At 63.4% G+C, this 14,850-nt stretch carries 11 protein-coding genes; 4 read left to right on the top strand and 7 right to left on the bottom strand.

All coding sequences use genetic code 11. The features are described 5' to 3' along the window. Positions 1-247 precede the first annotated feature (247 nt). From JHL16_RS19505 to JHL16_RS19490, 4 genes are all read right to left on the bottom strand, one after another. The gene (locus JHL16_RS19505; RefSeq protein ID WP_200187195.1) at positions 248-1,495 is read right to left on the bottom strand and encodes an MFS transporter; all 1,248 of its coding nucleotides are present in this window, start codon (positions 1,493-1,495) and stop codon (positions 248-250) included. Positions 1,496-1,614: 119 nt separating this feature from the next. Further along, positions 1,615-2,832 (bottom strand): GNAT family N-acetyltransferase, encoded by a 1,218-nt coding sequence (locus JHL16_RS19500; RefSeq protein WP_200186512.1) that lies wholly within the window; start codon positions 2,830-2,832, stop codon positions 1,615-1,617. A gap of 9 nt (positions 2,833-2,841) precedes the next feature. After that, a complete protein-coding gene (locus JHL16_RS19495) occupies positions 2,842-4,140 on the bottom strand; it encodes an oligosaccharide flippase family protein (protein ID WP_200186511.1) in 1,299 nt (432 codons plus the stop codon). A 322-nt stretch (positions 4,141-4,462) separates the two neighbouring features. Then, positions 4,463-5,578, bottom strand: coding sequence for an SGNH/GDSL hydrolase family protein (locus JHL16_RS19490; RefSeq protein ID WP_200186510.1), 1,116 nt, complete (start codon positions 5,576-5,578; stop codon positions 4,463-4,465). Positions 5,579-5,766: 188 nt separating this feature from the next. On the opposite strand from JHL16_RS19490, the gene JHL16_RS19485 reads away from it, so the two are divergent. Continuing rightward, positions 5,767-7,824: a tetratricopeptide repeat protein gene (locus JHL16_RS19485; protein ID WP_200186509.1), complete on the top strand. Its 2,058-nt coding sequence runs from the start codon at positions 5,767-5,769 to the stop codon at positions 7,822-7,824. Here the strand turns inward: JHL16_RS19485 and JHL16_RS19480 are convergent. Both JHL16_RS19480 and JHL16_RS19475 read right to left on the bottom strand, forming a co-directional pair. Then, on the bottom strand, positions 7,821-8,804 hold the full coding sequence (locus JHL16_RS19480; protein WP_200186508.1) for a hypothetical protein: 984 nt from the start codon (positions 8,802-8,804) through the stop codon (positions 7,821-7,823). The genes JHL16_RS19485 and JHL16_RS19480 overlap by 4 nt on opposite strands. Before the next feature lie 61 nt (positions 8,805-8,865). Further along, a complete protein-coding gene (locus JHL16_RS19475) occupies positions 8,866-9,402 on the bottom strand; it encodes an invasion associated locus B family protein (RefSeq protein WP_200186507.1) in 537 nt (178 codons plus the stop codon). Positions 9,403-9,606: 204 nt separating this feature from the next. Between JHL16_RS19475 and JHL16_RS19470 the strand changes: the two genes are divergently transcribed. Then, positions 9,607-10,203 carry an SIS domain-containing protein gene (locus tag JHL16_RS19470; protein ID WP_200186506.1) on the top strand — a complete coding sequence of 199 codons (597 nt, stop codon included), beginning with the start codon at positions 9,607-9,609 and terminating at the stop codon, positions 10,201-10,203. Further along, positions 10,200-11,060 carry a glycosyltransferase family 2 protein gene (locus JHL16_RS19465; protein WP_200186505.1) on the top strand — a complete coding sequence of 287 codons (861 nt, stop codon included), beginning with the start codon at positions 10,200-10,202 and terminating at the stop codon, positions 11,058-11,060. The genes JHL16_RS19470 and JHL16_RS19465 overlap by 4 nt, the downstream gene beginning before the upstream one ends. 6 nt (positions 11,061-11,066) lie before the next feature. On the opposite strand, the gene JHL16_RS19460 is transcribed toward JHL16_RS19465, so the two are convergent. Further along, positions 11,067-12,227 (bottom strand): SGNH/GDSL hydrolase family protein, encoded by a 1,161-nt coding sequence (locus JHL16_RS19460; RefSeq protein ID WP_200186504.1) that lies wholly within the window; start codon positions 12,225-12,227, stop codon positions 11,067-11,069. A 238-nt stretch (positions 12,228-12,465) separates the two neighbouring features. Between JHL16_RS19460 and JHL16_RS19455 the strand changes: the two genes are divergently transcribed. Next, positions 12,466-14,799: an iron-containing redox enzyme family protein gene (locus JHL16_RS19455; protein ID WP_200186503.1), complete on the top strand. Its 2,334-nt coding sequence runs from the start codon at positions 12,466-12,468 to the stop codon at positions 14,797-14,799. Positions 14,800-14,850 lie beyond the last annotated feature (51 nt).

Here is a 14,850-nt window from a genome sequence, read left to right as displayed (position 1 = left end):
ATCTCACGCCGTGCACCCAGATGTGGTCTGGCTAACACGGAAGTCACGGCAAGGAAAGTTACGCCATAGAGCTTCAGGGAGCTGCCTCGCTCCACATCTCGTTCTCTTCGATGCTGATCGGCTTAGAGCCCTTCCCGTTTTGATCGAATCGTTCCGGTTCGATCAAAACGGGAAAAAGGGCTCGAAATACATGTAAACTGGAGCGCTTCCTTATCGCCAAAGTCGAGCAACTTTGGCGGGAAGCGCTCTAGGCTCGCAAATGACCCCTCACTGCCCGGCTGCGCCGCCGCCATTTCGGCCAGACCAGCAGCCAGCCTATCAGGGCCAAGTTGACGAGATTCCAGAGCAGCCCGTGCAGAAAGGCCAGCCGATAGGACTGGGTGGCGTCATATATAAAGCCTGCCGCCAGGCCGCCCGCGGCCATGCCGAGCACGGTCGCGGTGAGGACCAGGCTGATGCGGGCGCCGGCTTCTCTTGGTGGCAGGAATTGGCGGATGATCACTGCATACATCGGCACGATGCCGCCCTGGAACAGGCCGAACAGGCCGGCGATCACCCAGAGCGAGGACCGGCTGTCGAAGAACAGAAACAGCAGCAGCGCCACCGCCTGCATCGCCGAGCCGATCAGCAGCATCGGTCCGGCGCCGATGCGGTCGGCGATCGCGCCGGAGCCGACGCGGCTGACCACGCCCAAGCCCAGCATCAACGAGACGATCTGCGCGCCCACCGCCACGCCGTAGCCGAGGTCACCGCAATAGGCGACGAGATGGACCTGCGGCATCGACATCGCCATGCAGCAGGCGAAGCCGGCCACGACGAGCAGGCCCTGCAGTTGGCGCGGCGAAAGGCCGAGCTCTTCGCGGGCCGCCTCCGTGGCGGCCTCGGCGGCGGCATAGCTCGTCTGGGCGGGCTTGCGGCTGAGCGCCAGGCCGAGCGGCACCATTGCGAAGGGCACGAACAGGCCAATCCCGACATGGACGGCGCGCCAGCCATAGGCGAACTGGAAATGATCGATCACCAGGGGCCATACCGCGCCGGCGAGATAGCTGCCGGAGGCGGCGAATGACACCGCGACGGCGCGGTGTTTTCTGAACCAGTGTGAGAGATCGGAGATCAGCGGCGCGAAGCCCGCCGCCGAACCAAAGCCGATCACGGCCGAGAGCAAGGCGAACTGCCAGATGCTGGTGGTGAGCGCCGCCAGAATGTAGCCGACGCAGAGCAGGGCCGCGCCGATCAGCACGGGCACGACGATGCCGAGCCGGTCGACCAGGCGTCCCATCAGGATGCCGCCGGCGGCGAAACCGAGCATCGCCAAAGTGTAGGGCATGGAAGCACCGCCGCGCAGTGTCCCGAACTCCAGCTGCAGGGTTGGCAAAACGACGATGACCGACCAGGTGCCGACACAGGCCACGGTGCCCAGAGCCAAGGTGATGACGAGGCGCAGCCAGGCATAGGGCGAATCGACATCGCCAGGCGTGGCGGCCTCACGGGGCATTCGGGTCACAGATATTTCCTCTCGGCGGACTTCTGCTGGAATCGCCGCGGCGCGCCCAATGACTTTGTTCTGCGCATCGGATTGTCTGAAAAGCGCTTCGCACTTTTCGGTCAGATACGCTAGTCCATGCTCCAGCTCACCGACAATGCCACCGCTGCATAGCTCCCCACAAAACGTTTGCGGTACGTCTGGATCAGATATTTCAGCGGATGCAGGCGCGCCAGACCTTGCCTGACGTCGCGCAACGCGGTCCAGCCCCTTGCCAGGAGATCCAAGCGGAAATCATCGGGGCCGATGATCACTGAGGCCATGGGCTTGTCGCTGTCCCAGAACTCCTGAATGATGTGGCCGTCCATGGTCGTCGACGCGTCCATCTCGGTGAAGGCGCCGCTCTTGAAGAACTCCTCGACCACCAGATATTCCAGCACCAGCCCGGGACTGAATTTTCGGTAGTTCTCATCATAAGCGCATTTGAGGGTGAAGAGCGTCGCGCCGTTGGACATGTTGACGCTCATGGCGATCGGCGTGCCGTCCAGAAGCAGGCTGTCCACGACCGTCGGCCCGCCTTCCCGGCCTCCAAACGCCATCCGGGCAAATTCCGTATCGCGATCCTTCGACAGAAACGCCGTGCCGTTCTGGCCTTTCCAGCCCGATTGCTCGAGGGCGAGGAACTGCTCGATGCGTTGCTTCACCTGCTCCGGCTCGTTGGCGCGCTCGAAATCGACCGCGCCGATCCCATGCAGCCGCCGCAGATTGCGCTCGATGTCCTTCACTCGGCTCTTCTTGATGATCTGGGCGCTGTGTGCCGCGGAGCTTCCGGCCTTGCCGGTGAGAGTCGGTCGCCGATAGGGCGTGACGACACGCAGGCTCAAGCCCCGCGCGGCCAGTTGCGCTTGCACGCTTTGGAGGAAGCTGCTGTCGAGGTCGATATTCGAAAGCGCCCAGTAGCGGCAGGGCGTGCCCGCCTTGAGCCCGTCGAGCCAGGCGCCGATGACTGAATCAGTGCACTGGCGCGAGGCCAGCGGCACGCCGGCAAATTGATAGATGTTCTGCGCCCCGACGGCCACCGGCCACGGAAAGGGCGGCAGGATGCGGCGGCGAAACGGGAAAAATCCGACGAGCCGCTCGTTGCCGGCGCTGACAGTGACGGCGCGCACATTGGCGCCGGCGTCGATCGTCTCCAGCCCCGCGAGAACATATTGCCGCGAATAAGCGGGATTCTCGGTCACGGTTTCGCGCGACAGGACGTCCCAATCCCGCGCCGGCAGGGCTTTGATCGCGCCTGTGTCGAGCACTTGGCGCGAAAGACGATGGTGAGGTTTAACGATCTGATCCATGAAGCTTGCTCACGCACCTGCCAGCCGGCTGGCGCCCAAAGGGAGATAGAGGTTGAGATTGCGCTTGGCGAAGCCGGCGGCGAACAGCCCTCGTGTGGCAAGCGCAACAGCGGACGCCCACGCCGCCCCCATCGGTCCCAAGCCTGGCACCAGGAGGAGATTGAGCACGAGATTGACAGCAAGCGCGGCTATTATGCAGGCGAACCCCGCCCGCTCCTGGCCGAGCATGTTGAGCGTATCCTCTCCCGGCCCAAGCAGGCACGCAACAGCAATGCCGCCGGCGAGAATGGCCACCCATGGCACGGCTTCCGCGTAATCGCTGCCGAACAGCGCCAGAAGATAGGGGGCCAACACGGCCATGCCGAGTGCCGCCATTATGGCGAGCCCGCCGGAAGCAAGCGTCGTATGATTGATCAGCGCCTGCAGCTTTCCGCGTTCGCGGCACTCGGCAAGGGCCGCCATGCGCTGCGCCGTCACCGCGCTCATGCCGTAAGGAATATAGGTCAGCACTTGCGCCAGGCGCGTCGCCGCAAAGTAGTAAGCGACGAGCTCCGGCTCCACGAACATGCCGAGGATCAATATGTCGGCATTCATAAGAAGCACTTCCGCGGCCTCGCTGAGCGCCATGGGAAGTGCGGTGCGAACCCATTCCCGCAGCCGATAGACCGGCGCCGTGCCGCGCAGCAGCCCGCCAAGATGACGGTGCAGCAGAATGAACTGTATAGCGAGGCTGATGACGAGGCCGATGACCGTCATGCTCATCACCGTCACCGCGCCGGCCTGATGACCCAACAGGAAAGCGGAAGACACGCCGACAATAATCGCCAGGTGACGGACCAGATAGGCCGGCACAATTCCCAGCGCCGGGCGGTCGATGCCGCGGGCGATCGATTCCAGATAGTCCTGCAGGACGAGGAGCGGAATAGCGCTGAAAGCCAGCGTCGCCAGCAGGATCGTCTCGGAGCCTACAGCAATTGCGCCCGTATGGACCAGGAGAGCGGCGCTCGCGCCGAGCGTCAGACCTACAATCAGCACCACTGAGATCGTTGCGCGCAACAATCCGGCGATGGCGGAAATGTCGCCCGACTTTATATAAAGCGCGATGTAGCGGCAGAGCAGGGGATTGGTTCCAACGGTCGCGCCATGCCCCAGCAGGAGCAGCCATACGAGCATCAGGCTATAACGGCCGAATTCCTCCGCGCCGATGATCCGCGAGGCGATGATTTGGGCGAGCAAGGCCAGTCCGGCGCCGGTGATCCGGACCAGGATAATGGAAATGCTGCTTCTGATTGCAGGCGCGCTGGACATCTCGGATCCAGCAGATAACAGAGGAAATCGGCGAAACGAAGCGTAAATTTCGGAACTGGTCGCTATTTTGCAACCGATGGAAGTTCCGGATATTCACTTTTTTGTCAGTCGCGGCGCCAGATCAATCAATTCATGGAATTTACCATAGCTGTTAGGAACTTCTTATCTCTTCCCGGGAGAGCTGAGGCCCGATCAGAGCCAGGTAGATTCCTCCGGCTCCGTGGTGGTTGAGCTGGAGTTTCATTCTCTGTTGTTTCATTTAAGAAACTACGAAGAATGCGTCGACTCAACCGCAGGTGCCTTCAGTCTTGGTCGATCCCGCTCATTGCGGCTGCAGATGGCCCTTAATCATCTCCAGCATGTATTCGGCGATGATGCGGTTGCCCTCGTCGGTCAGGTGAACGCCATCACTCTGGTAGACGACCTGGTCCGTTCCCTCGAGCGCCTGTGTCGCGTCGCGAATATAATCATGGCGCTGCGTGAAAGGCAGGATGGCCTGGTAGAGCGTGGTGACAGCCTTGATATATTCGCTCCCGACGGATTCGGGATTGGGCCGCGCATGGCGGCTGTTGAAGAACGAGAAGGGTTGGATCACGTCGTAAAATCTGCAGCCCTGCGACAGGCAGGAGGCGTTCATCAGCTCGACATTCTTCCTGTAGAGTGAGGCGCGCGGCCGGTTGGAGGTGAGGCCCAGCGTATAATCGATGTCGGTCGACTTCGGGAAAACCCGCCGGAACAGCGTCACCGTATTGGGAAACCAGCGCCCATCCTCGGCACCGGTCGCGACCTGCATCACGTTCTCCTGATAGGGCTGCACCATCAGGTGCCCGGGCAGACCGTAATTGAGAGCGTCGTTCACGCCGTTGAGGGTGATGACGATATTGGGCTGGAATTCCAGGCCGTCCCGGATCAGCTTCAGGAGCTCCTGGCTGCTCGTATAGCCGCCGATGCCGCCGTTGATCACCGTGCCCGGAAGATTGCGCTCCTTGAGGATACGGGCGAGCTGTTCCGGCCAGCTGTTGGGGAACTTCACGCCGTCGGTCGTCGATCCGCCGAGCGCCAGGATGATGGGCCGCTGCATGCCCTTGCTCATGTCGCCGTAAATGACGAAGCCCTCCATCCAGGTGTATTTCTCCCGGACGGTGGCAAGCTTGGGCGAGTTCTTGCCATAGGTGAAGGCGAGATGCGGGTCGAGGGTGCGGTAGGCCTCGCGGAACTGGTCCCGGCCGAGGATCGTTTCCTCATAAGGCCGCCACATATAGGGCTGCGCCTTACCCTCCATCTTGAGGAGGAAGTAGGACGCTGTCTCGAGGACGAGCAGCGTGAAGGCGAGGCCGATAAGGATGCTCACGACGAGATAGACGAAGCGCCTTCTTACACTCAGCTGGCTGGTCGTGGTGCCGGTCGGGTCGGGAAAAGACTGGTGATTGTACATCATCAATGCCGCTGTCGCGCGTCTCGCCTTCGGCAGGTAGCAGACCGCCCGGAAAAAATCTACAACCGTGCACGGATGGGCTTCACTCGGGAATTGCATTATGGAAGTCTGTGTCAGGGTCGGCCCGGAACCTCCCGAGTCTCAGGTTCAGGCAGCGCCTTGTGCTGGTGGTTTTGGTGAAGGTCCTGTCGATGCTCAAACATTCCCGTCCTGAAACCGCGAAATTCGGCAATGCGCTGCGCAAATCCCTGTCGTTGGCCGCCGGCGGCCAGGTCGACGCCGCGGTTGAAGCCGCGAAATCGGAGGGCCTGCTGTCGCCCGCCGCCATTGAGTGGCTCAAAGGCGAACGTGTGCCGCCGCGCGAGCAGGCTCTGTGGCGCGGTTTGGCCAGCCTGTCGGGCCTTGCCGCCAACGATCCCCGCCAGGCCATCGTGCGGGCGGAGGTCGAGCATATCTGTGGCCGCCAGGCCAATGCCATGGCGCTCTGCGAGAGGGCCTTCGCCAATCCGGCGACGGCGGGCGAGGCGCATGCCCTGATGGGCCATTGCCTGATCGCAGTCGGCGACAAGCGGCGGGCGATCGAGTCCTTCGCCCGGGCCGCGCAGGCCATGCCACAGCGTGGCGATCTTCACGGGCTGCTGGGCGGCCTGTTCCTCGGCGTGGGTGAACCCCGCCCCGCCATTCAGGCGCTCGGCCGGGCCATCGCGCTCGATGGCCGGGACTGGAACGCCTGGTTCGAACTCGGCAACGCGCAGAAGGCGCTGGGCGACATGAAAGCCGCGATCGATGCCTTCACGAAATCGATCGCGATCAATCCGCGGCATGCGGACAGCTTCAACAATCGCGGCGCCACGCTGCAAGTCATGGGGGCGGACCAGCAGGCGATCGCCGATTTCGACGCCGCCATCCGGCTCAACGGCGCGCATCTCTTCGCCTGGCTCAACAAGGGCGTCTCGCTCAACAAGCTCGACCGCCAGGAAGAGAGCCTGAGAGCTTTCGAGACGGCGCTCGCCATCAATCCCGCCATGGGCGAGGCCTATCACAATCTCGGCCTCACTCTGCTGAAGCTCGAACGCAATGCGGAGGCGCTGCGCAATATCGAGGCGGCTCTCCTGGTCGAGCCGGCAAAGACCGACTGGCTGCTGTCGAAGGGCAATGTGCTGGGGGCGCTGTTCAGATATGAAGAGGCCGTCGCCGCCTATCGCGATTGCGTCGACAGGAACCCGGACAATACCGACGCCCGCATCAACATGGCAGGCGCGCTGCAGGAGCTGGCCGAGCACGGCAAGGCCATCGCCATCCTCGATGATGCGCTGGTGAGGCGCCCCGGCTATCCCGAGGCGCGCTGGAACCGCGCCAATTCGATGCTGGCCTTCGGTCCCTCGCGCGAAGCCTGGGAAGCCTATGAGCAGCGGCTGCATCTGTCGGTGCATGAGAAGCTGCCGGATTACGGGCTGCCGCTGCTCGGCATGGATGACATCAAAGGGCGCAAGCTCCTGGTGCAGTGGGAACAGCGTTTCGGCGACGTCCTGCAGATGCTGCGCTATATTCCGGAGGTGTCGAAGCAATGCGAGGCGCATTGGCAAGTGGCCCCGCCGCTCCTCGATCTCGTCAAAGCGAGCTTTCCCGATATCGCGATTTGCGGGCGCGACGAGTGCCCGCCGGGCCTCGACACGCGCATTGCCTATACGAGCCTGCCGCTCGCCATGAAGTCCTTCGCCCTGGACAGTATTCCAAACGCGACGCCCTATCTCCGGGCATCCGAGGCGGCGCGACAGAAATGGGCAGAGGCGCGTGATACGGGGCGGCCGAATATCGGCATCGCCTGGCGCGGCAACCGCCAGCCGCCGGGGCGCTCGGTTCCCATCGAGCAGGTCATTACACTCTTCGATATTCCGGACATGCGCTTCGTTTCCCTCCAGGTCGACCCGACGCCTGAGGAGGAGGTCGTGCTCAAACGCCACGGCGTCGCGGATCTCGGCCGCGACATCAAAACTTTCGATGACAGCGCCGCCTTGCTAGGGCAGCTCGATCTCGTCATCACCATCGACACCGCCATCGCCCATCTCTCCGGTGCCTTGGGCTGCAAAACCTTCGTGCTGCTGAAATACGGCGCGGACTGGCGCTGGCTCCTGGAGCGCAGCGACAGCCCCTGGTATCCGACCGCGACACTCTTCCGCCAGTCCTCGCTCGGCAATTGGAAGGACGTGGTATCGGCGGTGAAGGCGCGTCTCGCGGCGGGAGCCTAACTCCGTTTCGGCAAGGCGGCTGCAAGAAAGGCGCGGTTACTTTCCGAAAGCTGCGCGAGCTTGCCGGACAGTCCGGCGTCATCAGCCGGCGGCAGCAGCGGCCGGTGCGAGGTGGTGCTGATCAAGGTGGCGGCGCGGGCGAGCGCACCCTCGACGGCCCGGCGCAGGTCCGGGCGGTCCGTCGCTACCGGTGGCCGGCAGTCGTCGAGATCGTGCGGAAGGCCGGCCAGCCGCAGGTCCTCCGCCGTGGCGGCGCGCAATATGGTGTCTGCTCCCAGTCGGTCGATATCCAGGATGAGGGTGCTCGCCGCCAGCGACTGCAGCGCGGAGGCGATCCACAGCACACAGAATATTTCCAGGCAATCCTGGTCGCGATACTGGAATGACTGTCCCGTCTGCCAGGCGCGGTAGAGTTCCCGGAAACCGCTCAAGGATTCAAGGCATCCGGGATGCCGCCGGTTCAGCAGGAAAGCGGTGAGCAGCGTGCGCTGCTTGAAATAGGCATGCCGCCCGAAGGACAGCCATTGGTCCATCGGGCCTCTGATCTGGCAGAGATGCGTGCCGCCGAAGCGGCGCTTCATCCACAGTGCACGCATCTGGCTGCGGCAGAAGCAGAGCGCGGGCCGCAAGCCGTTCTCCTGCGCCGAAGCGATGAGGTTCGCGAGATAACGCTCGAGTACCGGATCTTCTTCCTCAGGGGCCAGGAAGTATCTCTCATAGGACAAGGACGTTTCGAAGAGCAGCCGGCGCTGCTCGATGAGCTCGAGATACTCATAGAAATAGTGTTTTTCGAGCGGCGGATGATTGTCGCCCTCGAAAGCCTTGGTGGGACCATGGCGGATGGCTTCGGGCGTCCACACCGCGAGCTCCTCGTTCAGCGGCTCGTAATAAGCGCGGATACCACTGTCCTGGCGGAGCTTCGTCCAGAACCAGGTGCTGCCCGACCTGAACCATGCGTGGATGAATAAGGGCGCGTTCAATGCGGAGGCCTTGCGTCGAGAGGGCAGGGCGGTCGACGCTTCAACCGCCCAGCCGGGTCCGTCACTTAGCGGCGACCGTGTCCCAGGCGACCGCGAAATCGGTGAGGCTGAAACGGAGGATCTGTTTCTTGCCGTCGCCCTGGCGCCAGCCGACATTGAGAAATTTGCCGGAACGCAGATTGCCAATCATCTCACCGGACAGCGGAACCTCGACGCGGCAGCCTTGGCGGCCGCAAATGTCGAACTGCGCCAAGGATTCCTTCTTGTCATCCACCTTGAGGGCGAGCCCGGATCTGAGCAGCGTGTTGAGCGGCACGGTGATGACGGCGACGGGCTCGGTCTGCGATTTGTAACCGAAGGAGCCGACCATCACGACGCGGCCGTTGGCGACCACCTGCTGCTCGATGAAGCATATTTTTTTGTCGGGGCCACCGCATTGCGTCCGCCAGGCGCGCGAGGCCGGCTTGGCGCCGGTATTCCCCTGCTTGGTTTCCTGGGCGGCGGAAGGTACTCCCGCGGCCTGGCCCAGCAATAGCGCGGCAGATAGTGCCAGCGGCGCCAGGCCAAGGGCGAAGATGCGGCGGAGGGTCGAAATCATGGTCACTCCTTTGAGGCGTTCAGACGATCTCTCGCGGGCGCTACATATACTTGAAAATCGCGCGAGCACAATTCCACCTTCCTGCCGCGACCGAGGTGGCCATTGATTCCGGCCTCCTTCTATGTGTGATTACTGGCTTGTCGCGCGCCGGGGCTTTGGCCAATACTCTGCCGTTCTCGAAATGGAAGGAGCTGCAAACATAACATGAAACAGGCTCACGCCGCGCTTGTCGCGGCCCATCTCGATCGCCATCAGGCGGCGTTTTCCGATATGACCCGCCATCTCCCGCTCATTGCGGAGATTGCCGAGCTCATCTGCGAGCGCCTCGCCGCCGGCCGCAAGGTGCTCGTATGCGGCAATGGCGGCAGTGCCGCCGATTCGCAGCACTTTGCCGCTGAGCTGGTCGGCCGCTTCGCCACCGAGCGCCGGGCGCTCGCGGCCATCGCCCTTTCCACCGACACCTCGGCGCTGACTTCCGTCGGCAACGACTATGGCTTCGAACATGTGTTTGCGCGGCAAGTGGAGGCACTCGGCCAGGCGGGCGACGTGCTGATCGCGATCTCGACGTCGGGCAATTCACCCAATGTCGCCGCCGCCGCCAGGGCCGCCCGCGCCAGGAGCATGGCGGTGATCGGCCTTACGGGGGCCAAGGACAGCCTGCTTCGGCAAATTTCCGACCTGTGTTTCGCGGCGCCGTCGCCAGAAACCGCGCGCATCCAGGAGGCGCATATCTTCGCCATCCATTGCATCTGCGCCATCGTCGACCAGAATTTTTCTGCGCATGCGGGAGCAGGGTCATGAGCACCGGAGGCCCCTCGCTCAGCATCATCACCACCTGCAAGGGCCGTCTCGCACATCTGAAGGAAAGCCTGCCCGCGATGGCGGCTCAGCCCGGCGCGGAAGTGGTGGTGGTCGACTATGACTGTCCGGAGGCGACGACGGCCTATGTGCGGGAGCATTTTCCGGCGGTGAAAGTGGTCAAGGTCGAAGGCCGGCCCTATTTCAACAACTGGGAAGCGCGCAATATCGGCGCGGCGCAAGCGACGGCGCCGCTCCTCGTCTTCGTGGACGCCGACACCATGCTCGCCGGGGATTTCGCCACATGGGTCACCGGCGCCGTTACGCCCGGCACCTATGGCAAGATGCCGAATGCGCTCGAGCTCTCCATCCACAAGGACGATGTGCTGCGCAACGGCGCGAACCGCCTCGAAGGCCTGATCGTCATGCCGGCCGCGACCTTCCGCGATCTCGAAGGTTATGACGCGCTGCTGCAGGGCTGGGGTGCCGGCGGCGACACCGACCTCGTCGACCGCCTGGACTTCCACCAGCACAAGAAGGTCGTGCTCCCCGAGGCGCTGGTGACGCGCGCCATCGCCCATTCGGACGCCGAGCGGGTGCGCTTCCACAAGCTCAGCATATCCGAAAGCCACCTCATCGGGCTGCTCTACCGCACCTCGAAGCTCAGCATGATGAAGCTGTTCGACCGCGAGCTTGCCCGCGAGGACCGCGCGCGGCTGCACGCCTTGGCGGTCGAAGCGGTGCGGCGCCGGTCACCCAGCGCGGCGGGTCTCGATCTCACGGTGTTGTCGAACGCGGTGCCGGGCAGCAACTACACGATCGAGCAAAAGCTGATGACGCGCGTGATCTGGAAGATCTAGCGCCGATTATTTCAGAAGACCCATCTTGATCAGCAGGCGACGCGCGGCGCTGGCATAGGCGGTATAACCCAGCTCCAGCGGATGGCCATTATCGGCCTTGGGATAGAGCGGTATGCCCTTCTGCAGCCCGAATTCGAGGTGGCGGTAGAGGTCCTCATTGGCGAAGACGAAGGGCAGGCCGGATTTCTCGAGCGTATCGCGCATGAACTGCTCCATGGCGATCTGCTTCGCCATGCCGTTGGCGAGGCGCGGGTCGAGCTCGCCGAGCCGCCCCTTGCGCGCGAAATAGTCGTGGATCACGCGTTCGCGCGAGGGCAGCACTACGACGCCGATCCTGACGCCGGTCTCCGACATCTTCTTCCAGTCGGCGAGGAATATCGGCAGGTTTTTCATCATGGCCGCGACTTCGGGAACGGCGGGATCAGTGCTGCGCTCATGCATCTCGATGCGCGAGACATTGACGGTGCCGAGCCCGTCGGGGATTTCGATCACGCCCTTTTCCGGTCCGCCGGGGATGCCGGGACCGGCGCTGCCCAAGCCGAGCGCGTCCCGCGCCATCGCCAGCATCGCGATATGGCGCGTAAGATTGCCGAAGAAGCCCGCTTCGGAGTTGTCGTCATTGTGCAGGCAACCCACCGGATAGGCCGGCCATTCCAGCTTCAGCCGCTCGCGCTCCGCCTTCCAGAAGGCGTTCGGATTGTCGAGCACGAGGCAGTCCGCGTCGGAGGCATAGAATTGCTCAAAGTCGTTGGCGGGATAGAGGGTTACGATGGCGACGCGCGTTTCGGGCTTGAGGTACAGTTTCAGGAGCCCGTGATAGACGATGAGGCCGTAACCGCCGGAGCCAAAATTGTAGATCGGCTTGCCGATGGCGCGGGAGAGGAGGGAGGGCCACGCAGCGTCGGAGCGAACGTTGAAGCCGAAGGTCTGAGAGTCGCCGATGGCGACGATCTCCTTGGGAACGCCCTCGGGATTCCGGAAGCCGTCGGCATCGACCTCGGGAATCTTCTGCGAGGCCCGGAAGCCGATATTTTCGTCGAGGATCCGATTGGAGGCGAGCGTATTCGGATAGATCGTGAAGGTCCGGACCAGGATCTCTCCGACTATCAAGGCGACGGCAATCGACACGACGACCGTCAGCAACTTCATGCAAGTGCGGACCGACAAATCTTCCTCCCGCTTCGCCCCTCATGGGACGTTGTAAGGGAATCGCAGGCGCGGCAACAAGCACCCCCATCGCTTTGCCTATGCCGCACACTCAAATACAATCTTGAGTTGCCGAACCCAATTCGCGCTAAAGCGACTAAGCCGGTTATGTCATTGCGGGCGAGGCGCAAGCCTGATAGAGCGGCGGCAAGCCTGGAAGAATATTTTTATTGTGAGCCGAGCCAGGTGATCTTGTCGGATGCCGATGGATCTTCGCACGCTCAATAGCGAGAAATTACAGTACTCCTTCGATCGGAGCGACCTGCCCAACCCGCCGTCCGAGACGGCGATTTCGTTGCGGGACCTGTTCTATTTCCTCGTCAATATCGACGAGCATCCTGAGGTCCTGCCGATGGCGCGCGATCTCGTGCAGCGGGAAATTCGCGATGAGAAGAGCGGAGATGGCGGCGAATTAGCCCGCCGCATCACCGGCTCGTCCGTCGCGGAGCGCGTCGCATCGCTCACCGATGCTCTCTCGGCGTCGAAGGGCACCAGCGGCCGCGCCTGGCAGGCGGCTGACGCGGGCGTCGCAAGGCGGAAGCTCCTCCATGTTCTGACGCAGTATCTGCCGGCCGCTCTCGTCGATGGCTGCTGGCTGGAGACGGGCTGCCGCGTCGCCACCGCCCACACGCATGCCGGCGCCACACTGACCGGCCTCTATCAGCATCAGGTGCGCGGCTTCGTTGCGGATACCGGCCGCCACTTTGCCGGCGACTACCGCCTCGTCTGCTCGCGCCTCGGCCTTCCAGGGGATGATGTGTCGAGTCACTCCTTCGCCAAGCACCTTGAATTCGCGGAGGAAAGCTTCGCCCTGCCGGGGTTCCTCCTCGCCATCGCGCAATTCACGCGCACGCTCTTTCCGGAAATCGTCGGCGTCAATCTCGCCTGGCAATATCTGGGCCTTTCCGCCTTCGGCCCCGGCCTCATCGCCGAGGCATGCCGTCACTTCGATCTTCCCGCCATCGGTGACGATCTGCTCGCCGACGGTTATGCGGAGAAAGGCTGCGATCTCGCGCGGACGGCCGCGGCGACCGTGCTCGAGGATTTGCCCGAGGACGAGCGCGAGGCCGGCTTCGCCAAGATGCTGGCGGGAGCCGCGACGCTGCTCCGCCTGTGGCGGCGCTGGGAGGAGGCGACGATCGCGGCGGCGCCTTCCGGCCCGCCCAATCCGCAGCAGGAAATGATCGACCTGGTGTGGCGCAAGGCCGCCTCGGCGCGCGGCTATCATGGCAACCGGCCGCTCGGCGGCCGCAAGATCGACGAATATTTCGACGTCGAAAACTTCAACGGGCCGGCGCTGCTCGATGCGCTGGCGGCTTCGCCCTGGATCCGCCCCGGCGATCCCGACAAGAGTCCGTTCCTCAATCGCCTCATCGGCTTCGGCGGCCCGATGCTCGCCGTATTCTCGCCCGCCGAGCAGCAGGTCATCCGAAACTGGGTCCTCAGCCTGCCGCCGCGCGAGAAGCGCAACAGCCCGGAAGGGGATCGCAGCGCCACGCTGGCGATCACCGACCCTGGCCTCAAACCCGCTGTTCAGACCGAGGCCATGGTCAAGGGCCGCCTGTTTCCCGCGGCGGATTTCCGCCGCCGCAGCGAAGCGATGTTCGGCAAGTGCTCGATCCGCGACCTCTATTATCACCTGGTCAATGTCGAGTTCTTCCCGGAGATTCTTCCCGTCGCCGAGCGCTTTGCGCGCGACCGGCTGGAGCGCTCGCGCGCCATGATCTGGAAGGGCGAGCGTCCGATCCCCTCACGGCACTACAGCCCCGGCGCGCTCGATGGCTGGCTGGATAAAAAGCACCGGGACCAGGTCGATTCCTACCGCCCGCCGGCGGCGCGGCCCGACGTGCCGAAGGACGCCTTTATCGAAACGACCGTGCAGTTGGCGCCGCTCATCCTCATCGACGGCGCGTGGCTGCAGGGCATGGCGTCGCCGCCGCTGATCCACACGTCGGTCGCGCGCATGATGTTCCACGTCTTCGTGGAGGAGATCGGCGAGGGCAAGTCGAAGGAGCATCACGCCAACATCTACCGTGACCTCCTCACCGCCATGGGCGTCTCGGCGCCGCCGGTCGAATCGCGCGCCTTCGCGGACTGGGATCGTCTCGACGACAGTTCCTACGAGATTGCGACGCTGTGGCTGGCGATCTCCTGCTTCCCGCGGCACTTCATGCCGGAGATCCTCGGCCTCAATCTCGCCGTCGAGCTCGCGGGCGTGGGCGGCCCCTACATGGAAGCCCGCGATACGCTGCGCCGCTTCCGCTATCCCACTTTGTTCGTGGACATGCACAACGCCGCGGACAATGTGACGGCGGGCCATGCCGCCTGGGCCACCAATGCGATCAAGCACTACATGGACCAGCTCACCGAGCGCCAAGGCCCGCATCATCTCGACGATGTCTGGCACCGCGTGTGGTCCGGCGTGCGCGCCACGCTGCCGCAGATCGGTCGTATGAAGCTGATGGCGCATCGCGCCAAGCGGCGCTTCCTGGGGCGTGATCCCGCCGCCGTGCCGCTGATCTTCCCGTCCTGACCGGCCTTCCATCTCTTTAATTTGCGCATCGGATTATCCGAAAACCGCTTC

This window comes from Taklimakanibacter albus, from assembly GCF_016595235.1.
GTDB classification, from domain to species: Bacteria; Pseudomonadota; Alphaproteobacteria; order Rhizobiales; family Aestuariivirgaceae; genus Taklimakanibacter; species Taklimakanibacter albus.
The sequence above is the reverse complement of the archived record's forward strand: the minus strand, read 5'-3'. Positions and strand labels throughout refer to the sequence as shown.